Source organism: Corallincola spongiicola (assembly GCF_004284785.1).
GTDB lineage: Bacteria > Pseudomonadota > Gammaproteobacteria > Enterobacterales > Neiellaceae > Corallincola > Corallincola holothuriorum.
This window is the reverse complement of record NZ_SHLY01000002.1, coordinates 784,779-803,833: the sequence shown is the minus strand read 5'-3', so window position 1 is coordinate 803,833 and position 19,055 is coordinate 784,779. Positions and strand designations below refer to the sequence as shown.

General features: G+C 48.7%; 19 protein-coding genes. 5 read left to right on the top strand and 14 right to left on the bottom strand.

Annotated features, from left to right (window positions below; all coding sequences use genetic code 11):
- Positions 1-74: 74 nt before the first annotated feature.
- From EXY25_RS09250 to EXY25_RS09240, 3 genes are all read right to left on the bottom strand, one after another.
- Complete coding sequence (locus EXY25_RS09250) at positions 75-1,919, bottom strand: alpha-amylase (protein WP_207232135.1); 1,845 nt, start codon at positions 1,917-1,919, stop codon at positions 75-77.
- A 251-nt stretch (positions 1,920-2,170) separates the two neighbouring features.
- Entirely contained in the window at positions 2,171-3,085 is a 915-nt protein-coding gene (locus tag EXY25_RS09245) for a cation diffusion facilitator family transporter (RefSeq protein ID WP_158537968.1), read from the bottom strand.
- A 173-nt stretch (positions 3,086-3,258) separates the two neighbouring features.
- A complete protein-coding gene (locus EXY25_RS09240) occupies positions 3,259-4,581 on the bottom strand; it encodes a DUF5610 domain-containing protein (RefSeq protein ID WP_165419311.1) in 1,323 nt (440 codons plus the stop codon).
- Positions 4,582-4,886: 305 nt separating this feature from the next.
- Here EXY25_RS09240 and EXY25_RS09235 point away from each other — a divergent pair, with 305 nt between their 5' ends.
- On the top strand, positions 4,887-6,059 hold the full coding sequence (locus EXY25_RS09235) for a cation:proton antiporter (protein ID WP_114337338.1): 1,173 nt from the start codon (positions 4,887-4,889) through the stop codon (positions 6,057-6,059).
- A gap of 12 nt (positions 6,060-6,071) precedes the next feature.
- Here EXY25_RS09235 and EXY25_RS09230 read toward each other — a convergent pair whose 3' ends face one another.
- From EXY25_RS09230 to ylqF, 3 genes are read right to left on the bottom strand one after another with little or no spacing between them, the layout of a single operon-like run.
- Complete coding sequence (locus EXY25_RS09230) at positions 6,072-6,371, bottom strand: TfoX/Sxy family DNA transformation protein (protein WP_130566513.1); 300 nt, start codon at positions 6,369-6,371, stop codon at positions 6,072-6,074.
- Entirely contained in the window at positions 6,352-6,639 is a 288-nt protein-coding gene (locus EXY25_RS09225) for a DUF1244 domain-containing protein (protein WP_130566512.1), read from the bottom strand. Before EXY25_RS09225 ends, EXY25_RS09230 begins: the two co-directional genes overlap by 20 nt.
- Before the next feature lie 41 nt (positions 6,640-6,680).
- The gene (gene ylqF / locus EXY25_RS09220) at positions 6,681-7,601 is read right to left on the bottom strand and encodes a ribosome biogenesis GTPase YlqF (protein ID WP_130566511.1); all 921 of its coding nucleotides are present in this window, start codon (positions 7,599-7,601) and stop codon (positions 6,681-6,683) included.
- 375 nt (positions 7,602-7,976) lie between these two features.
- Here ylqF and EXY25_RS09215 point away from each other — a divergent pair, with 375 nt between their 5' ends.
- The 4 genes from EXY25_RS09215 (at position 7,977) to EXY25_RS09200 (ending at position 12,417) form a co-directional block, all read left to right on the top strand.
- Positions 7,977-11,345 carry an esterase gene (locus EXY25_RS09215; protein WP_130566510.1) on the top strand — a complete coding sequence of 1,123 codons (3,369 nt, stop codon included), beginning with the start codon at positions 7,977-7,979 and terminating at the stop codon, positions 11,343-11,345.
- Between the two features lie 178 nt (positions 11,346-11,523).
- The gene (locus EXY25_RS09210) at positions 11,524-11,745 is read left to right on the top strand and encodes a hypothetical protein (protein ID WP_130566509.1); all 222 of its coding nucleotides are present in this window, start codon (positions 11,524-11,526) and stop codon (positions 11,743-11,745) included.
- Between the two features lie 29 nt (positions 11,746-11,774).
- Entirely contained in the window at positions 11,775-12,161 is a 387-nt protein-coding gene (locus EXY25_RS09205) for an RNA recognition motif domain-containing protein (RefSeq protein WP_342771979.1), read from the top strand.
- The gene (locus tag EXY25_RS09200; RefSeq protein ID WP_114337332.1) at positions 12,154-12,417 is read left to right on the top strand and encodes a VF530 family protein; all 264 of its coding nucleotides are present in this window, start codon (positions 12,154-12,156) and stop codon (positions 12,415-12,417) included. The genes EXY25_RS09205 and EXY25_RS09200 overlap by 8 nt, the downstream gene beginning before the upstream one ends.
- Positions 12,418-12,452: 35 nt before the next feature.
- Here the strand turns inward: EXY25_RS09200 and EXY25_RS09195 are convergent, their stop codons facing one another.
- The 8 genes from EXY25_RS09195 to ffh all read right to left on the bottom strand — a co-directional run bounded on the left by EXY25_RS09195 (position 12,453) and on the right by ffh (position 18,867).
- Positions 12,453-12,743, bottom strand: a complete 291-nt coding sequence (locus EXY25_RS09195; protein ID WP_130566508.1) for an Rdx family protein — start codon at positions 12,741-12,743, stop codon at positions 12,453-12,455.
- A 5-nt stretch (positions 12,744-12,748) separates the two neighbouring features.
- Positions 12,749-13,885, bottom strand: coding sequence for a bifunctional chorismate mutase/prephenate dehydrogenase (tyrA, locus tag EXY25_RS09190; protein ID WP_207232134.1), 1,137 nt, complete (start codon positions 13,883-13,885; stop codon positions 12,749-12,751).
- Between the two features lie 16 nt (positions 13,886-13,901).
- Positions 13,902-14,975, bottom strand: coding sequence for a 3-deoxy-7-phosphoheptulonate synthase (locus tag EXY25_RS09185; RefSeq protein WP_114337330.1), 1,074 nt, complete (start codon positions 14,973-14,975; stop codon positions 13,902-13,904).
- 305 nt (positions 14,976-15,280) lie between these two features.
- Positions 15,281-15,628 (bottom strand): 50S ribosomal protein L19, encoded by a 348-nt coding sequence (gene rplS / locus EXY25_RS09180; RefSeq protein WP_114337329.1) that lies wholly within the window; start codon positions 15,626-15,628, stop codon positions 15,281-15,283.
- Positions 15,629-15,658: 30 nt separating this feature from the next.
- The gene (trmD, locus tag EXY25_RS09175; protein WP_114337328.1) at positions 15,659-16,405 is read right to left on the bottom strand and encodes a tRNA (guanosine(37)-N1)-methyltransferase TrmD; all 747 of its coding nucleotides are present in this window, start codon (positions 16,403-16,405) and stop codon (positions 15,659-15,661) included.
- Between the two features lie 19 nt (positions 16,406-16,424).
- On the bottom strand, positions 16,425-16,955 hold the full coding sequence (gene rimM, locus EXY25_RS09170) for a ribosome maturation factor RimM (protein ID WP_130566507.1): 531 nt from the start codon (positions 16,953-16,955) through the stop codon (positions 16,425-16,427).
- A gap of 24 nt (positions 16,956-16,979) precedes the next feature.
- Positions 16,980-17,231 carry a 30S ribosomal protein S16 gene (gene rpsP / locus EXY25_RS09165; protein ID WP_114337326.1) on the bottom strand — a complete coding sequence of 84 codons (252 nt, stop codon included), beginning with the start codon at positions 17,229-17,231 and terminating at the stop codon, positions 16,980-16,982.
- Between the two features lie 268 nt (positions 17,232-17,499).
- Positions 17,500-18,867, bottom strand: a complete 1,368-nt coding sequence (ffh, locus tag EXY25_RS09160; protein ID WP_114337394.1) for a signal recognition particle protein — start codon at positions 18,865-18,867, stop codon at positions 17,500-17,502.
- Positions 18,868-19,055 lie beyond the last annotated feature (188 nt).

Here is a 19,055-nt window from a genome sequence, read left to right as displayed (position 1 = left end):
CAGCCACTTCTAGTGAAGCGGCTTGAAAGATAAAAAAAGCCGCCAAACGGCGGCTTAATAAAAGCTAAACAACGTTACTCTGGTTGGCCAGCAAACACCACGACCACGGCATCATCACCGGCATAGCGAGCAAACGCATAAGGCGCGTCACTGATCTGCTCATGGCTACCGGCACCGATAGCATAGTGCCGCTTGCGGAACTGGCCAACTTTCTGCCAATGAGCCAATAGCTCTGCACGTTCATCAACAATCTGATCCCAATTCATATCAGACCGAGTCCCTTGATGCTTATCAGAGCCGGTAACTCCAAACGGACGTGCAGTTTCATCTCCGTAGTACACCTGAACAGCACCAGGCAAGAGCAAGAACGGTGCTGCAATTCGCTTATAGGTACTCAAATCACTCTTTGCGTCTTTGTGAAAGAACAGGCGGGTATCGTGAGATGACAGGTAGCTCAAGACGTTAAACTGAGTATCGCTATTCACCTTATTGGCATAACGCTTGAACGTCGATTCTGCATTGCTGAAACAACGCATCGCCTTATCCGCATCTTCAGTTTGATAGGTAAAGTTAATAATGGAATCAAATTTACCGTGGCTGAAATAACCTGATTTAGTGACACCATGCCCCCAAACTTCACCCGTCGTCCAGAATGGTAAATCATCCAACTTCTTGTCAGGGTTGTTGGCTTTCCATTCTGCCAGCGCAGCAACACCCGCATCCTTTAGTTCCGCCCATGCATCCATCTCTACATGCTTAGCGGTATCGATCCGAAAGCCATCAACACCGTATTCACGCACCCAGTCAGAAAGCCATTTAACTAAATACTGGCGTACCGTATAACCTGGAATTTCAACAGCTTTGGTATCAGGTTTATTCTTATAAAAATTAGGCAGCCCGGACTCGTTAGATGACTCAGTCTTAAAATCTGGTAAGTAAGCCAGCGACATTTTCTGTTCGCTCTCTCCTGGCGAATCGTAACCAGCGATCCCGGCACGGACCCAGGCTTGGCCCCACCAGTTACCCCATTCACTGCTTTCGTAGTTGATATAACGGTTGAAGTAATGGTAATTCTTACCCTTTGGCGGCTCCCAATCAGTCCAATGCTCTTCTACGCCGAGCACTTCTTCCGTAGATTTAACCGTTGCACGCATCTTACCGAACTTGAACTCCTGCATATCTTGCAGTGTCGCGTAGCCTGGGTGGTTCATAACGATATCCATCACCACGCGGATACCACGCTCATGGGCCGCGTCTACAAAGGTGCGAAAATCTTCTTCGGTACCCATGTTGGCATCCATCGTGGTGTAATCCATGGCGTAGTAGCCGTGATACGCGTAATGCTTAAAATCACCGCGAATACCACCACCAGTCCAACCATGCACCTGCTCATAAGGTGCGGTCACCCAGATAGCATTAGTACCTAGTGAAGCAATATGATCCAGCTTACTCGTGAGGCCCTTCAGATCACCACCATGAAACGTACCGATCTCATTCGCACCATCGGGCTTACGCCCGTAGCTGTTATCATTTGAAGGATCGCCATTTTCAAATCGGTCAGTGATAACAAAATAGACATTGGCGTTATCCCAGCTAAAGCTACTCTCCTTACTATCCACCCGCTCCAATAGCAATAAACCTTCGCTGTCGGCGGCAGGCGTCAATGCCACCTTGCCATTGCGTACCGTAGTTTCCTGACCAGAATAGAAATCTCGAATCAGTTCGCCGTCACTGAACGCTTTAGAAACATTGACACTGACCTCCTCTCCGTTCCAACGTGAGCACTGAGCTTGGGAGACTGAGCCAGAACTGGCCACAATCGGACCAGTAGTTGCTGTATCGACATCGCCTGTCGCACAAGCGCCAAGCATTAAGGTAAGAGCGGAGGCCATGGCCGCGTAATGGAACGGGTGTTTCATATCCATATCCCGATAAGATAAATTGAGAAAGAGTAGAGAAATAACTTCTTTACTCATAAAGTCATGTTAGTTGCTCAAAAATAGCACGATGTTAGTGATACCGAATAGCATTAGAGTCAAAAAATTTGCATTCAATGCGTCAAAAAATATCCCCCTGGTAAACTAAAACCGATAGATTAATAGAAAGGCAGACGCCGAAAACGGCTTACCATCCACTCCTATTCAGAAACCGCCCCACGACAACGCAACGATTACAACCAGCGCCGATTAGCGGTGAAACTCACCGTTAACCACAAATCGGATTGCTGCTGTTGCAAATCTTGCCATAAGCGGCGCCGAATGAAATCTTGTTCCGCCATCGACAATTCACAATCCTGAGCGACTAAGAAGTTCACCTCCAGATCGTAGCGCCGACCGGAGCGAGAAAGGTAATGACGGTAGCCTCGCAGTTCATGCTGCCTTTTAACAACCGCCAACTTACATGGCAGCTGTTGGGCAAAATCGTCGTCTGGTGCCATCGCGAGTAGATCTTTTAAGCTCCGAAACAGCACCCTGAGAGGTAGAATTAAAGCGACACTGCTTAATAACAGCATCAATATCGGGTCAACAAACCTAACCCAGCTTTCGAAGCCAAACCAAGTTAGCCCCTGCGCCACAACAAAGCCGGCGAGTACGACGCTACTTAACAAACCATCCACTAGCCACTCATGACTATCGATCTCTAGCAACGAGGAGCCAGTGCGACGGCTCTCACGCCGCATAAAAGCGTAACAACACCAACACAACAGGCTACTTAGCAAGGCATAAGGTAACGCGAACGCCAACGCAACATGATGCCCACCAGACCAAATGGCTTCGACACCATAAAAAATAGCAAAACCACACATGAGCAAAATAGCGATGCCATTTAGAGTTGTCACTAAGGGTTCAATGTAGGCATAACCGAACTGAAAGCGCCGATCTTCGTCGCGCGTTACCAAGTAACTGGTTATAAGGCCAAGGCCTGTCATTGCAGTGCTAAAGAGAGAGAAAAAACCGTCGAGCAAAATAGCGGAAGAGCCGGAGAGCAAGCCAAAGCTGATGCCAAGAGCAACCATTATCAAAGTCGCAATCAAAGATATTTTTAGGGCAAGTTGCTCCCTACTAATGCCATGGCGAAAAGCCATAAATCCTCCCATAACAAGTCTACGTGGAGAAAAGTATAGCGGTTAGTAAGCAAGCAAGCCCGTCAAAATCTAGCCTAGTCGGAGGGGGTCCCCCCTTAGAAACCTCTGCGCCAGATATAAAAAAGGGCCAGCAATGCTAACCCTTCTTGCTACCCAATAGGGATTGCTAGCAACTATTCAAGCGGCGCTTGAACCGGTGCTTCTAACTGCTCAAGAGCTTGCAGCAACCGTTGGTTAAACTCCTGAAAACGATTGGCCGCGTCCTGCTGCTCTGGCTGCAGGAATGGCAGAATTTTTTCAGCCACCTGGTCAATAGCCGCAGTCGATTTCTCAGTGGATTCTGCAAAAATAGACTCGCTTTGCTCAATCAACTCTTTAAACTGTTTAATGTATTCACTAAGTGGCTCCATGATGTCATACAAGGAACTCGCTCCCGCCCCAGGCTGTGTGGTTGATGGCTGATCTTGTACCTGCTGGTACACCTTCGCAGCCGCAATCGTTTGGGTTTGTTCCAAACTCATTGAGAATGATGCAATTTGTGAATCATCAAAGCCCAGTTCATTGGCTTTATCAAACGCTGCATCAAAGTCCCCAGCAAAGAATGAATCGGCAACGCCTGCCACCTGATTAATAAAATCAGTGATCGCTGCCATCTCCTCTTCACTCAGATCGCCTTCGACGGAAAAAGAGAAGCCAAACGAGGACTCATTGCTGTAGCTAGAAATAAGTGCTTCGCCGTTATCATTCGAAGCATATCCCATCCCCATAGAGCTGGCTTGTAATGCATTGAAACTGATAGCGATCTTATCTCCCTCTTTGGTGAACAGCTCCAAAGAAGCACTGTTTTCAACCCGATAGGAAGCAGCCTGCCCCACTAACTGCGCGCCACTGAAGTCGCCACCGCTGCTATAACTTTCTGTGGAACTACTACGAGTCACCTCTACTTGCGGCGAAGATAACGCCACTTCATCACCAGCAAACAGCTCTTTCTCGAACTCGCCTAAGCGTTGCTGGATCAAGTCATAGCTCTTATCTATGCCATTCCCCAGCTCTTCGCTCATCATGCCCATATCTTCAAGTTCGTCGCGCGCTTCACCGAAGCCTTGATCTACACCGATGCGAGCCTGCGCCATCATATCTTCGAGATACTCATCGCTTTCACCGCGCTCCCGCGCTTGGTTAACCGCCTTTTCGATATAGGAAGTCACATTGTTAGCCACAAGCTCGTAATCAAAACCACCGGTATTTTCTTCAACCGGAGCCTCTGATGATGCCGCTTGTTGCGGCGAAAATGGCAAATTTTTATAGACTGAATCGGCCAAAGAGCGCATCGCAACTTGAAATGGCGAGCGCAAAGAAACATCTTCGCCGGGTTGCGAAACCAAACCCGGGGCCGACTTCAGGCCACCCGCAGCATCATTCTGTGGCTGACCCAGGCGGCCGGCACTTCCCGGCTGTGGACGCAACAGATTCATCAGGTCTGGGATCTTATTCATCATCATACCTTAGCCCTATGTACTGACTAGCCAGCCCATTGCCATCAATGAGCGGCTCTATGATCAGCCATCGGCATAAAAAAGTTAAAATTATACGCTTAGGTTATCGGCACAAATTGTACAGACTTTAATCATTTTTGAATGATAGTATAACTCACTGAAACAGCACATTTTTTCGAATGTGGATCACATTATTAAAAGACTATCACCGTGCTTTTACTGAGAAGAATATTGCCAATTGATACCCATTTCCGGTTATTCTGCAGATACGGATGAAAGCAGTACCCGCAGGATAAAGATAAATAATGCAGATCAGCTTTGACACCATAGTCATACAGCTTTCCATGATAGTGGTCAGTGCTGCCATTATTGGCACTGCATTCCTGTACGCTCGCCAGCCAATCATTCTTGCTTACATTGTTGCCGGGATCCTCATCGGCCCATCCGGCTTTGACTTGATCCCTAATGCCAACAACATTGAACAGATCGCCCATGTGGGGGTGATCCTGCTGCTGTTTTTACTTGGCTTACATCTGCAACCCAGAAAGCTGTTACTGCTATTTCAGAAAACAGCACTGATAACCCTCGGCACCTCCCTGCTATTTTTTAGCGCCAGTTTTGTGTTTGCCCTCAGTATGGGGATGCCGCTAAAAGAAGCGCTGGTGATAGGTGCGGCACTCATGTTTTCAAGCACCGTCATTGGCCTGAAGCTGATCCCCACAACGGCCTTGCATCACAAACACATTGGTGAGGTGATGACCAGTGTACTGCTGCTGCAAGACATTCTGGCTATCATGGTGATCCTGTTTTTGAATATTGATGCAGGTGAAGCGATGCTCACCACATTCGCGATGCTGCTAGTGAAATTAGTTGGCATCGCCATACTGGCCTTTGCTGGGGTGCGCTTCATCGTGTTGCCACTGTTCCGCCGCTTTGATGTGATCCAGGAATACACATTTGTGGCTACTCTGGCGTGGTGTCTGTTTTGGGCGGAAGCCGCCCATCAACTTGGTCTCTCATACGAGATTGGCGCCTTTTTAGCTGGCCTATCGATTGCTGTCAGTCAAGTGGCGATGGCCATCGCTGAGCACCTGAAACCATTAAGGGAGTTTTTCCTGATCCTATTTTTCTTTGCCATCGGTGCGCAATTCGATGCTGGAATGGCACCATTTTTAATGTTGTCCGGCTTCTGTTTCGGCGTAGTATTAGTAGGGCTGAAGGTGCTTAGCTTTAAAAAAGCATTTATCTGGACGGGTGAAGATAGAGCGATATCTCAACAGCTTGGAGTTCGCTTGGGGCAAGCCAGTGAGTTCTCTATGTTGGTGGCCTTTTCCGCGCTAAGCAGCGGCGTATTAAGCAGCGAAGGAGCTACCTTAATACAATCTGCAACCATAGCCACCTTTATCTTTTCTACCTATTGGGTGGTTAAGCGTTACCCCACACCGATCTCCACCAAACCTAAACTACGCAGAGACTAAGCTCACGTATCTTTAAGCCTTAAGCGCTTGCCGGGCAGCATCTAACTCCAGAATAAGTTGCCCTCCCACCTCCCGTTTAACAGTGCACCAATGGGTGTTAACTAGCGCGCCTTCAAGCGCATAAAGCAGATTCAGGCTGGGTGGCTTTAACAACTGCTGCTCGACCCGCAGAAAACAGCGAACAGCCCCTAAAGCCTGTAATTCAGTCAAAGAAGCGATACCGGCTGCAAGTAGCATTTTCGCCGACACAGCCCCCAAGTTTGGCAGCGCAGCGATCTCATCCCACGCCTGACTATTTTTTCTGGCTGGCATTAAAAGCGGCCAACTGTTCCGGAGTGGCTTCTTTTTGATACTTCGCCTTCCATTCACTGTAAGGCATACCGTAAATGTGTTCTCTGGCCTCGTCAGGGTCAACCGCTACATCCAGCTGAGCAGCCTCTGCCACCATCCATTTTGATAAGCAGTTACGGCAAAAACCCGCTAGGTTCATCAGCTCAATATTTTGAACATCTTTACGACTGTCTAAATGAGCTAATAAACGACGTAACACCGCCGCTTCAATTTCAGTCTGCTTTTCCATCGTGACCATCCTTCCTCAATTCTTCTCGACCCAAAGCCCGTTTAACGACGGCCTTTAAATTTAGCTTTGCGTTGTGCATCCTTCGCCGCTTTTTCCGCTAGACGTTTTGCTATCAAGGCTTCTTCGTCAATCACCATATCCGGAGTCTCCATGGTGATTTTTCCTAGCGTACCTGCACGAACTTCATGTAACAGAAGATCTGCCGCTTTATTCATTTCGACCTTGCCACCGGAACGTAAACAGCCGCGCTTACGCCCTATCATTTCCAACAGATCCCAGCCAGTCTCCGGTAACTCTGACAACTGATAGCGCTGTTTCAGTTGCTCAGGGTAAGCCAGCAACAAATAGTCCGCTGCATACATACCCACGTCATCAGACTCCATTGCGGTGTCTTTAACAGCCCCGGTCACAGCTAAGCGATAACCACTATTTTCGTTTTCCACCTTAGGCCATAGCATGCCCGGGGTGTCAGTTAGCACCACACCATTCTGCAGATTGATGCGCTGCTGCGCCTTAGTTACTGCGGGCTCGTTACCGGTCTTGGCAATAATACGATCAGCAAGAATATTAATCGTGGTCGACTTACCCACATTGGGGATCCCCATAATCATGGCGCGAATATTTTTGCCAGCTTGGTCCCGGTGAGGTACCAATTTACGGCACAGTTCGATGATGGTTTTAATTTCAGACGGCTGCTGCGTTGTCAGGGGCAAAGCTCTAACCCCGGTTTCCTGTTCCAAATAGTCCACCCAACGGGCTGTTAGGAGCGGGTCGGCAAGATCGCGCTTGTTTAGAACCTTAATTACCGGCTTATCGCCACGTAACTTAGTGATCATTGGATTACTACTACTGTAAGGAATACGGGCGTCCAACACTTCGATAATCAGATCCATCTGTGGCATCACTTCAGCGATCTCTTTCTGCGCCTTGTGCATGTGTCCCGGATACCATTGAATCGCCATCTAACTGCCCCTTGCCGTTTGCTGTAACTTGGATTTCCCGTTGCGCGCTAGTTTAACCTGTTGCTGTTCAAAATCAGAACTTATCTAAAGCTTACTTCAAACGCTCTGTACACTTCGCCAATGACTCCCCAGCAATAAACACACTGATGGGGAGCAGCATATCTCAATATGTAAATCCTCTGCTTGTAACCAACCAGTTACAAAAACTTACGCTTGGTAATCTGCCAGCGGAGCGTGATCACCTTTTTTAGCTGCCCATACTTTTAACATTTTCTCCTCCAAAGCCTTTGTATATCAACAAGTTCTTACATTAAGCCTTGGTCTACCCTATATCTTTCAACGTGATGTCGACTACAAACTAAAAGGAAGGAATCGATGAATCCAACAGTGTTATCCAAGCACCGTCTCGCCACCGCAGTGCTCATATTAGCCAGCGGATTTAGCCTAGGAGGCTGCTCTGACGACGATGACGACACTCTCACCTGTGAGCCTCCGCAAATCATTAATGACACAGGTGATGCGTGTATCGATCCTGAGCCTACTCCCCCTTATGCCGTTGATCTTTTCCTCAAAGGGGAATTCAGTGGCTGGGGGGCTGAAGAAGAATATATGCTCACATTTGAACAGGATGCTTACTATCTCCACAACGTAGAGATGGTTGCAGGCGTTCCTCAGTTCAAAGTAGCCGATGCTAACTGGACGCTGGAAACAACATTCACTGCCGATGTCGATAATTTAACGGAAGTGGTACCTGGCGAAAGTTATGTTCTACAAACTGGGGACGGCGCGGCCAATATGGCCATGGTATTGGAACAATCAGGGATCTACGATTATAAACTTGAAGTCGGTGATGATTTACTTCACCCCACATTCAGTTTTTCTCAGGACGTAGCGCCCTTGGATTATGACATCTATCTACGTGGTGGCTTTAACGGTTGGACCACAGACAACCAGTTACGATATGTCGGTGACAACAATTATCAGATGACCATGCAGATCACCCCTGGCAACCATGAGTTCAAGGTTGCTTCCGCAGATTGGTCTAGTGAATGGGTGTTGGATCCAGACGTATCGGTTGTCGCGGAATTAGACACAGATTATGTCATGTATCCTGGCGGCCCAAACAGTAGCTTTTTTGTCACAGAAACCGGTTACTATCGCTTTAATGTCGATGCCTCTGAGCCCACCGCATTGGTACTGCACATCACAGAAACTGATGGTGATGATGGCGTAATCATCAATCCTCACGAAGGCCACGAAGTCCGCCAAGAACTCAGCTTCACCACGTTCGACGATCAGCAAGAAACCGTGACATTTTCCGCGGAAGTTGCCGACGCCGAGTTCCGTAGTTATGCCCAATCAACTACCCAAGACCTACGCGATCCAGGCGACCCCTACGTGCTCTATGAAGAGGTCGCAGGCAAACCCAAAAGCCGTACCGGGAACTTAGCATTTGACGCATTGTTTGCACTGTCTGTGCACGAAACAGCAGAAAATAGCGTGAGCGAGATCCGAGACGATAGCTATAACGGTGGCGACCCTATCCCCTGCGATTGCTTTGAGACCGGCGCAAAGTGGCACTACGTATGGACCCGTGACCTTTCTTATGCAGCCAACCTGGGTTTAGCACTGTTAGATCCTGAGCGTGTCAGAAACTCCCTGCAATTTAAATTATCCGGCTATCGCGCGGGCACGGCCAAACCAACCGCAGCCGCCGGAGACGCGAGCGGCATACAGATAGTTCAAGACACCGGTTCAGGTGGTAGTTGGCCGATCAGTACCGATCGGGTGACCTGGGCGTTAGGTGCGGAGAAAGCGCTTAATGGTTTACCAGCCACGGAGCGAGCCGCATTTGCAACGCAAGCTTATCAAGCGCTGGTCAATACCATTGAAAATGATCGCATCGCTGCATTTGATAGCGATGACGGACTTTATCATGGTGAGCAATCCTTCTTAGATTGGCGTGAGCAAACCTACGCCAGCTGGATCGTGAACGACATAGCCAGCTTGGGTAGTGCGAAGGCCCTGTCAACCAACGTCGCTCATTACAAAGCGCTGCAATTAACCGCAAAACTGGCTCAAGAACAAGGTGATGCAACGGCGTCAGCGAAATATCAAGACTGGGCTGATGCCCTCAAGATCGCCATCAATGATGGTTTTTGGCTCGCAGATGCAGGGCTGTATAGCAGCCTGACGGCTGGTCATCAGAGCAGTGCACCGTTACACAAATTTGACTGGTTAGGTCAGGCGCTGGCAGTTACCAGCGGCATCGCCGACGCGGCGACGGCAGAAATGGTCGTCGCTAACTACCCTCACGGCGACATGGGCGCGCCCGTCATCTTCCCACAACAACCTGATATCGCGGTGTATCACAACCGTGCTATTTGGCCATTTGTAACGGCCTACGGCTTAAGGGCTGCTATTCAAACAGGCAATACAAAAGTGGCGGATGCCGCTTACACCACGCTGATACGTGCGGCCTCACTCAACATCTCAAATATGGAGAACTTAGAGTGGCTATCACTACAACCCAACCTGCTTGATTTTGATAACCCTGGCTTATCAGGACCGGTGATTAACTCGACGCGCCAGCTTTGGTCTGTCGGCGCCTATGTCGGTATGGTCATCGAAGGTGTGTTTGGTGTTAGCACCACAGACACTGGCATCGAAATCAACCCATTTGTAACCAACAACTTGCATGCAACCATGTTCGCCGATAGTACATCTCTTGCTTTACAAGGCTTGGTGCTGCAAGGCAAAACCATCAATGTCATGCTGAATTTGCCAGCGTTAACCGATACCGAGGGCTCTTACAGTGTTGCCACGATAACCTTAAACGGTGACGCAGCAACGCAACAGCTAAGCTGGGCAGAGCTCAGTGAAAGCAATGACATTGTGGTTACGTTTGGCGCGCTGACCAACACAGAAAGTAGCCTAACCGCTGTCACCGCAGAGCCGTTAAGTACAAATGATCCCGCCGTATTTGCTCCACTGGAGCCCACTATCAGCCGGGTGTTTGTCAACACCGACAATCTGCTCGCCGTTGAGTTTAACGATGACAGTAACCAAGGCAACTTGGCCTACCATTTGTACCGGAACGGCATGCTGATCCAAGAAAATGTGGCAGTCGGTATTGTCACTGACAACATCGGTGTGACAGCAGGCCAAGGTTATTGCTATACCATTGAGGCCGTTTACACCGATTCGGGTAATCGCTCTCACCATAACCAGCCTGCTTGTTATGACGCCGCACAGGAGATCTCTGTAGCCAATGCTAATGTCACGTCAAATCTAATCGTTAGTCCGGCAGATGATATTATCGATGAGAGCTACCTAGGTGACTGGGGAGCGATGACTGACACCCTGGTTGTCAGCAATGTTGCTATCGCCAATGATGGCGACTACGACATCCAGCTCAAATACCACAACAATTACAACGCTATTAACCTGGGTATCACTAATGGTGTTAAATGGTTACAGGTGAAAAACAGTGATGGTGCCGTCGTCGCTGAAGGCGTGATTCAAATGCCCCATGCACTAACTTCTGCAGGCACTAAACCTTTGGTTTATTCCACCCCGCTGACGGCCACGTTAACGGCAGGTAGCTATTCATTGGAGCTAATGGACTTCTACAATATGAGCTACCTGAGTAGCAATGAAACATTTACGGGGAACGGCGGCGACAATGGCCCTGTGAACCGTTTCGACATAGCCACAATACGGCTACAACCTGCTATCGACTGATCCACGCATACGCAGTTAACGAAGCGCAAAAGCCGACCAATGGGTCGGCTTTTTCTCGTCATTAATCCCTGAATAAGTACATTTTGAAACACAAAACTATTAACGTACTAAGCCAGCGAGACTAAAATCTACGCAACAATAAAGGCATCCCTTTTTTGACTTAGCAAGGATGATGATAATGAACTGGTTAGCGGGCATATCGATACTCATAGTGAGCATAGTCAGCACTGGGTGTAGCCAAAAGCAGGCCTATCATGGCGTCAGGGCAAATCAAAAAAGTGAATGCCAACGCATTGAGGATCCAGACAGATACCGTGACTGTATGGATGAGGCCAATCAATCTTATGAGGATTATCAACGAGAGCGCGAGATCTTGATTAGAGAAAAATCAACGCAATAACTGTTTGGCTCGATGGCAGCAGCAGGAGGATGCGAAACACGCTCTACCATGATGGTTTCCTGTTCTCCCAAGGGCGTAAGCTGTATAGTGCCAACCTCAAACAATTGTTCGGTACCCTCATGAAACTATTGATCCGCAACCTTTCTCGCAGCACGACAGAGTCTCAACTGCGGGCGTTATTTCAGCCCTTCGGAGAGATCCAGTCATGTACGTTAGTAATGGACAAAGAAACTGGAGAATCAAAAGGGTTTGGTTTTGTTGAGATGCCCAAGTTCGGTCCCGCAAAAATAGCGATGAAAAGTCTTAACAACCAAGAAGTTGATGGTAGTCGCATCCGAGTGAAGTACGCCCAGACAGACGTAGCAACTGAGGCTGAAGCAGTGACTAGCACAACGGGAAAACAGCGCCGTGACTGAACAAAACGACTCTGCTGCCAGTCAGAAAGATCCGCTTCATGGCGTGACGTTGAAAGCATTGCTCAGCTGGCTGATCGAACATTACGGTTGGGAAGAGCTGGGGCAAAAAATACCAATTAACTGTTTTCTCAAAGATCCCAGCCTTAATTCATCGCTGAAATTCCTGCGAAAAACGCCTTGGGCGAGAACAAAAGTAGAGGCGCTTTATATCAAAGCACAGCAACAAGCGAAGAGCATTTGGGGGAGTAATACTTAGGTAAAAGGCTATTCAGGCAGATTGGCGGTTATTGGCTATTTACGATCGCTATGGCCAAGGTCTCGTTCTGGAGCAACCAGGTCCCTGATTTTTTGCTTTAGTGGCTTCAGCTCGGGAAAACCACCCATCTCTTTACGGCACCAAATAAGCGTCCCGTCCAACCAGATATCAAACTGGCCAGCATCGCCGGGACCAATTGCGACACTATCAAGTTCTTCCGAAAATGTGGTTAGCAACTCTTGTGAGACCCACGCTGCACGCATCATCCAGCGGCAGCGAGGACAATAGCGGATCTCAATCTTGTTCAACCTAATCAGCTCAGACATGTTACTTAGTCAATATGGCGGCGATCATGGGCGACCAACAACATTTGCCGACTTTCCCCCATAAATTGCTCGGCATATTGGCCAAACCAATCAGCCACTTCACTGAACTGACGGATAAAACCATCGCGATCATTATTTTCTAGGCAACTGACAGCATCACTGAAGCGCTCGATATAACGGCGGAACATACCAAGTGCATCAGGTGAAGAAAGGATGATATCCGCGTAAAGTGCTGGATCCTGAGCAAACAAACGCCCCACCATCGCCAATTCAAGGCGATATATCGGTGAGCTGAACGCCAGTAGCTGTTCGATATCAGCATTTTCTGACTTCAAATGCATCCCATATACAAAGCTGGAAAAGTGGCGCATCGCCTGTACTAGTCCCATCGCTTCATCATGATCTTTTGCTGTAGCAGATTTGAGTTTGGCACCCCATAAAGCAAACTGATCCAGTAGCCATTGGTAACGTGCGCTGTCGCGGCCATCACAAACCACAATCACCTGCTTGGCAAAACTACTGATATCGGGTCCAAACATCGGATGCAACCCAACCACGGGTCCCTGATGTACACGAAGCATTGCGTTTAATGGGTCACTCTTGGTACTGGTGAGATCACATAAGATACAATCAGCAGGCAGTGTTGAGAACTTCTCAATGATCTCGACCGTGCGGGTAATAGGCACGGTCACCATCACCACACTGGCGCCAGCTAGAATATCATCAGCTTGCGCCCAATCCTGACTTCCCAACACTCGAACTTCATAACCAGACAACTCGAACATCTGTACAAACAAACGCCCCAGTTGTCCTTTACCACCAACCACGACGATAGGACCCGCCGCAGGGTTGACGGTTTTAAAACCGGTATCTTTTTCACTGCTGTAAGATTCTCTCATCGCACGACGCAGGATATCTTCAATCAAATCAGGGGGTACCCCTAATGACTCGGCTTCCTGGCGACGGCGAGCCAGCATCGCAGCTTCCCGGGAAGGGACGTAAATAGGTAAGCCATGCTCACTTTTAACCTCCCCCACCTCGGCCACGAGTTTTAGGCGCTGAGCCAGCAGCTGCAACAGCTGCTGGTCGACATCATCGATCTTGTCACGCAGGCGCAATAGCGCCTCTGGAGAATCATTCACTAACAGTTATTCCGTCTTAGCCCTGCACGCGAGCTTTCAAAGGCTTTGAAAGCTGCTCAGCCATGCCGCGCAGAGAGGTTTCAGTGGTTTCCCAGTTAATGCAGGCATCAGTGACCGATACACCGTACTTCAATTGATCACGGGGAAGGTCGGCACTCTGAGCACCCTCATTAAGATGGCTCTCCAACATGATACCAATGATTGAACGGTTGCCATCCAAAATTTGATGCATAATGTTTTCGGCCACCAATGGCTGAACACTGTAATCTTTGTTTGAATTGCCATGACTACAATCAACCACCAAACTCGGGCTTAATCCAGCGTCAGTCATTGCCTGCTCACACTGCGCTACATTCACCGAATCATAGTTAGGTTGCTTACCACCACGTAAAATCACATGGCCGTCTGGATTGCCTTCAGTTTGAATCACAGAAACCTGACCGTCACCGTTAATGCCCATGAAACGGTGACCTGATGCCGCCGCCTTCATTGCGTTGACGCTGTGGCCCAAGTTACCGTCAGTACCATTCTTGAAACCAACTGGCATAGACAAACCACTGGCCATTTCACGGTGGGTCTGGCTTTCGGTGGTACGCGCACCAATGGCTGCCCAGCTGAACAACTCGGACAGGTACTGTGGACTGATCGGATCCAGCGCCTCGGTTGCCATTGGCAGACCAAGTTCAGCGATCCACAACAGCAGCTCACGCGCTTTATGCAATCCTTCTTCTAAAGCAAAAGTGCCATCCATATTCGGATCGTTAATCAATCCTTTCCAACCGACAGTGGTACGCGGTTTTTCAAAGTAGACGCGCATAACTAGGAACAGTTCGTCTTTCAACTCGTCATGCAATTTCTTTAACTTAAGTGCGTACTCTTTTGCCGCTTCCACATCATGGATAGAGCAAGGGCCGGTCACAACCAACAAGCGTGGATCTTTACGATGAATAATGTTCGAGATGACGTTACGAGCATCAGCTACAGACTGCAGAACTTCATCACTGGCTGGGATCGCCTGCTTCAGTTGTTTCGGGGTGATCAGTACCTCTTGGGCGCTGACGTGTACGTCGTTAACCGTATCGTTATGCATTTTATAAAAACTCCTACATGCACCCTGTCTGTTCGATAAAGTTATCGCAGCACAGCTAAAAATCAGGGCACATATCTAATATCAGGCCCATAAATGAGTCCCGATTATTAAACGGATTGCGAGGAATGTATAGGCATAAAATGCATAAAATTGCATTTTTATTGATTAATAATTGAATTTTTATGCAGTGATGTCGTGCATGTTCACAACAAACAGATAAGACGCGATCAGTTTACCGAAAACAAAACAGCCCGCACAAGTGCGGGCTGCTGCTTCTAGCCATTGGGAACCAGGTGTTAAACGAATTAGCTAAGCTTTTCTTTAATACGTGCAGCCTTACCGGTACGACCACGCTGGTAGTACAGTTTAGCTTGACGTACGTCACCACGGCGTTTGACAGCAATGCTGTCTACTTGCTTACTGTGGGTCTGGAATACGCGCTCAACACCCTCACCGTTAGAGATTTTACGTACGGTAAATGCGCTGTGCAGGCCACGGTTACGCTTGGCAATAACTATGCCTTCGAAAGCCTGCAGACGCTCGCGGTCACCTTCACGTACTTTCACCTGCACAACGACTGTGTCGCCAGGGGCAAAAGTAGGAAGATCCTGCTTCATCTGTTCTTCTTCAAGTTGCTGGATAATTTTATTCATATCTCGCATCCTAGGTTAAACTGAATCACTCTACTGTTTGTTGTTGTTTTCATTAACAAACTCGGCAAGCAACAAAGCTTGCTCGTCAGTCAGAGCTAGGTTGTCCAAAAGTTCCGGACGTCGCAGCCAAGTTCGGCCTAAAGCCTGCTTGAGCCGCCAACGGCGGATCGATTCGTGATTGCCACTCAATAATACTGAGGGCACCGTTTCGCCATCAAGTACCTCAGGGCGGGTGTAGTGAGGGCAATCCAAAATTCCATCAACGAAAGAATCTTGCTCTGCTGATTCACTTTTCCCCAGCACCCCCGGTATCAGTCTTGCCACAGCATCTATCAAGGTCATTGCGGGGAGTTCACCACCGCTGAGTACGTAATCACCGATAGACCATTCCTGATCTACCTCTGACTGAATAACGCGCTCATCAATCCCTTCATATCGCCCAGCGACTAACACCAGTTTTTCGCATCCTGCCAGTTCCTGAACACCCTGCTGATCCAGCTTGCGTCCTTGGGGAGAAAGGTAAATCACCTTAACCCCATCACCGGCAGCCTGCTTAGCTGCTTGAATAGCGTCGCGTAATGGCTGCACCATCATCAGCATGCCTGGTCCACCACCGTAAGGGCGGTCATCAACAGTGCGATGCTTATCATGGGTGAAATCTCTTGGATTCCACGTTTGCAGCTCTATTAAGCTGTTTTTGATGGCCTTGCCCGTTACCCCATGCTCACTAATCGCGGTAAACATATCGGGAAACAGAGTCACCACACCAAACCACATGGGGGTTTCTCCTTGCCGGTTAAAAACCGGGTTCCCAGTCCACTTCGATCCGTTTCTGCACGAGATCTACGTTTTTAATCACTTGGCCATCGAGAAACGGGATTAACCGCTCTCTTTTACCGAAGGCATCTTTGCTGTTCGCTTTCACTTGAAGCACGTCATTTGAACCGGTTTCCATCAGTCCAGTAACAACACCCAGGTCATACCCTTTGTCTGTCACTACCTGCATTCCGATCAAATCCCGCCAGTAGAACTCATCTTCTGGCAGATCAGGCAGTTGCTCTGGCAGCACGGAAATTTCCAAGCCCACCAAAGCCTCAGCCTGTGTTCGGTCTTCAATCTCTTCGAACTTAACAATCAAACCATTATTGTGGCTACGCCACTTGCTGACTGTCAGTTGTTTCCCTGATTTTTGGTCTCCCAAAATCCAAGGGGATAACGCAAAGATATCTTCAGCGTTGTCTGTAAAGGAGTGAATCTTCAACCAGCCTTTGACACCATAAGGTGCACCGAGGCGGCCCAGAATCACATTTTCAAGTGGCTCTGACACTGCCCACTCCTTCTTAATGGTTAATTAAGCAGCCGCTTTCGCAGCGTCTTTAACCAACTGTGCTACACGGTCAGACAGGGACGCACCCTTATCTTGCCAGTGTTTAACACGCTCCAGGTCCAAGCGAAGACGCTCGGCTTGGCCGCGTGCAACAGGATTGAAGAAACCAACTTTCTCGATGAAACGGCCGTCACGTGCGCAACGGCTGTCGGCTACGACAACCTGATAAAATGGACGCTTTTTAGCGCCACCACGTTGTAAACGAATGGTTACCATACGTTCCTCTTTACCCAATTTGGCGGTTCCAGGCACCCCAAAAAAGCATGGGGCGGGCTAGAAGCGCGCTAATTCTACGCACAATCCATAGAATTGCAACCAAAACGACGGATAAAAAACGTTCAACTGCGGCGCTATATAAGTAGCAGCGAAGATAGTCAGAAAGCTTGGCGTAGTTGAGTAGGGAGGATGATCAAATGAGGGTTAATGAAAGAAAGCAAAAGGGAGCCACGTGGGCTCCCTTGTTAAGCATTTGAAGTGATGGTGCTTAGCGTCGTGGCATCTTCATGCCCGGTGGCATCATGCCGCCCATACCGCGCATCATTTTAGCCATGCCACCGCCCTTCATCTTCTTCATCATCTTTTGCATCTGGGTAAACTGCTTCAACAGACGGTTTACGTCTTGGATCTGCGTACCAGAGCCTGCCGCAATACGACGCTTACGAGAGCCCTTGATAATCTCAGGACGCTCACGCTCACCCGGCGTCATCGAATTAATAATCGCTTCCATACGGACGGTCATCTTATCGTCCATCTGCCCTTTAACAGCATCAGGCAGATTACTCATACCAGGCAGCTTATCCAGCATGCCCATCATGCCACCCATATTCTTCATCTGTTGCAGTTGCTCGCGGAAGTCTTCAAGGTTGAATCCTTGTCCCTTCTGCACTTTCTTCGCCAGCTTGGCTGCTTTTTCCCGATCAACGTTCTGTTCAATATCCTCGATCAGTGACAATACGTCACCCATACCAAGGATCCGCCCAGCCAAACGATCTGGGTGGAAAGGCTCTAAAGCGTCAGTTTTTTCACCAACACCAAGGAATTTAATCGGTTTACCTGTGATATGACGAATAGAGAGTGCCGCACCACCGCGGGCATCACCATCGGTCTTGGTCAGGATCACACCGGTTAACGGTAGCGCCTGGTCAAACGCTTTAGCGGTGTTGGCTGCGTCTTGCCCTGTCATTGCATCAACCACAAACAGGGTTTCGACTGGATCCACTGCAGCATGCAGCGCCTTGATCTCCACCATCATCTCATCATCAACATGAAGGCGACCGGCCGTATCCACCAGCAACACATCGAAGAACTGCTTACGTGCTTGTTCTATCGCACCAGAGACAATCGCTACCGGCTTTTCATCTGCACTACTGGGAAAGAATTCGACACCAATATCATTGGCAAGGGTTTCAAGCTGTTTGATCGCAGCAGGGCGGTAAACATCCGCGCTTACCACCATCACTTTCTTTTTCTCTTTCTCTTTTAAGAACTTGGCCAGTTTACCGACACTGGTGGTTTTACCCGCACCTTGCAGGCCAGCCATCATCACAACTGCGGGTGGTTGTGCATTGAGCGCTAGCGCTTCATTGCGCTCACCCATCGCCGCTTCTAACTCACTGCGGACGATTTTAATAAATACCTGACCAGGACTCAGGCTTTTAGTCACCTCAGTGCCGACCGCACGAGATTTAACCTTGCCGATAAAGTCACGTACCACAGGTAAGGCAACATCGGCCTCCAGCAATGCCATACGTACTTCACGTAGCGTATCTTTGATATTGTCTTCGGTAAGACGACCACGACCGCTGATATTTTTCAGTGTCTTGGACAAACGATCGCTAAGGTTTTCAAACATCTTTTTCGAGCCCGGTTTTGGTGACGAGTTGCGCATTATAACTAAACCAGCGCTGCTGGGTAGATGTCTAAGTGTTGGCAGGGTGAATTCTCGCGGTATACTCAGCGTTTAAGAAGCGCAAGATCAATAAGATGACGCTACTTTAAATACAATTAGTACGACAGCTTTTTAATTAGACTTCGCCTTAT

What these genes read in the sequence shown, in the direction of transcription:
- trmD (WP_114337328.1), bottom strand. Translation starts at nt 16,405, where the DNA reads ATGTGGTTTGGTGTGGTGACTCTGTTTCCCGATATGTTTACCGCGATT.
- EXY25_RS09240 (WP_165419311.1), bottom strand. Translation starts at nt 4,581, where the DNA reads ATGAATAAGATCCCAGACCTGATGAATCTGTTGCGTCCACAGCCGGGA.
- EXY25_RS09245 (WP_158537968.1), bottom strand. Translation starts at nt 3,085, where the DNA reads ATGGCTTTTCGCCATGGCATTAGTAGGGAGCAACTTGCCCTAAAAATA.
- EXY25_RS09215 (WP_130566510.1), top strand. Translation starts at nt 7,977, where the DNA reads ATGAATCCAACAGTGTTATCCAAGCACCGTCTCGCCACCGCAGTGCTC.
- ylqF (WP_130566511.1), bottom strand. Translation starts at nt 7,601, where the DNA reads ATGGCGATTCAATGGTATCCGGGACACATGCACAAGGCGCAGAAAGAG.
- EXY25_RS09250 (WP_207232135.1), bottom strand. Translation starts at nt 1,919, where the DNA reads ATGAAACACCCGTTCCATTACGCGGCCATGGCCTCCGCTCTTACCTTA.
- EXY25_RS09195 (WP_130566508.1), bottom strand. Translation starts at nt 12,743, where the DNA reads ATGTCTGAGCTGATTAGGTTGAACAAGATTGAGATCCGCTATTGTCCT.
- EXY25_RS09235 (WP_114337338.1), top strand. Translation starts at nt 4,887, where the DNA reads ATGCAGATCAGCTTTGACACCATAGTCATACAGCTTTCCATGATAGTG.
- EXY25_RS09210 (WP_130566509.1), top strand. Translation starts at nt 11,524, where the DNA reads ATGAACTGGTTAGCGGGCATATCGATACTCATAGTGAGCATAGTCAGC.
- EXY25_RS09185 (WP_114337330.1), bottom strand. Translation starts at nt 14,975, where the DNA reads ATGCATAACGATACGGTTAACGACGTACACGTCAGCGCCCAAGAGGTA.
- EXY25_RS09230 (WP_130566513.1), bottom strand. Translation starts at nt 6,371, where the DNA reads ATGCCAGCCAGAAAAAATAGTCAGGCGTGGGATGAGATCGCTGCGCTG.
- rpsP (WP_114337326.1), bottom strand. Translation starts at nt 17,231, where the DNA reads ATGGTAACCATTCGTTTACAACGTGGTGGCGCTAAAAAGCGTCCATTT.
- ffh (WP_114337394.1), bottom strand. Translation starts at nt 18,867, where the DNA reads ATGTTTGAAAACCTTAGCGATCGTTTGTCCAAGACACTGAAAAATATC.
- EXY25_RS09205 (WP_342771979.1), top strand. Translation starts at nt 11,775, where the DNA reads ATGCGAAACACGCTCTACCATGATGGTTTCCTGTTCTCCCAAGGGCGT.
- EXY25_RS09225 (WP_130566512.1), bottom strand. Translation starts at nt 6,639, where the DNA reads ATGGAAAAGCAGACTGAAATTGAAGCGGCGGTGTTACGTCGTTTATTA.
- rplS (WP_114337329.1), bottom strand. Translation starts at nt 15,628, where the DNA reads ATGAATAAAATTATCCAGCAACTTGAAGAAGAACAGATGAAGCAGGAT.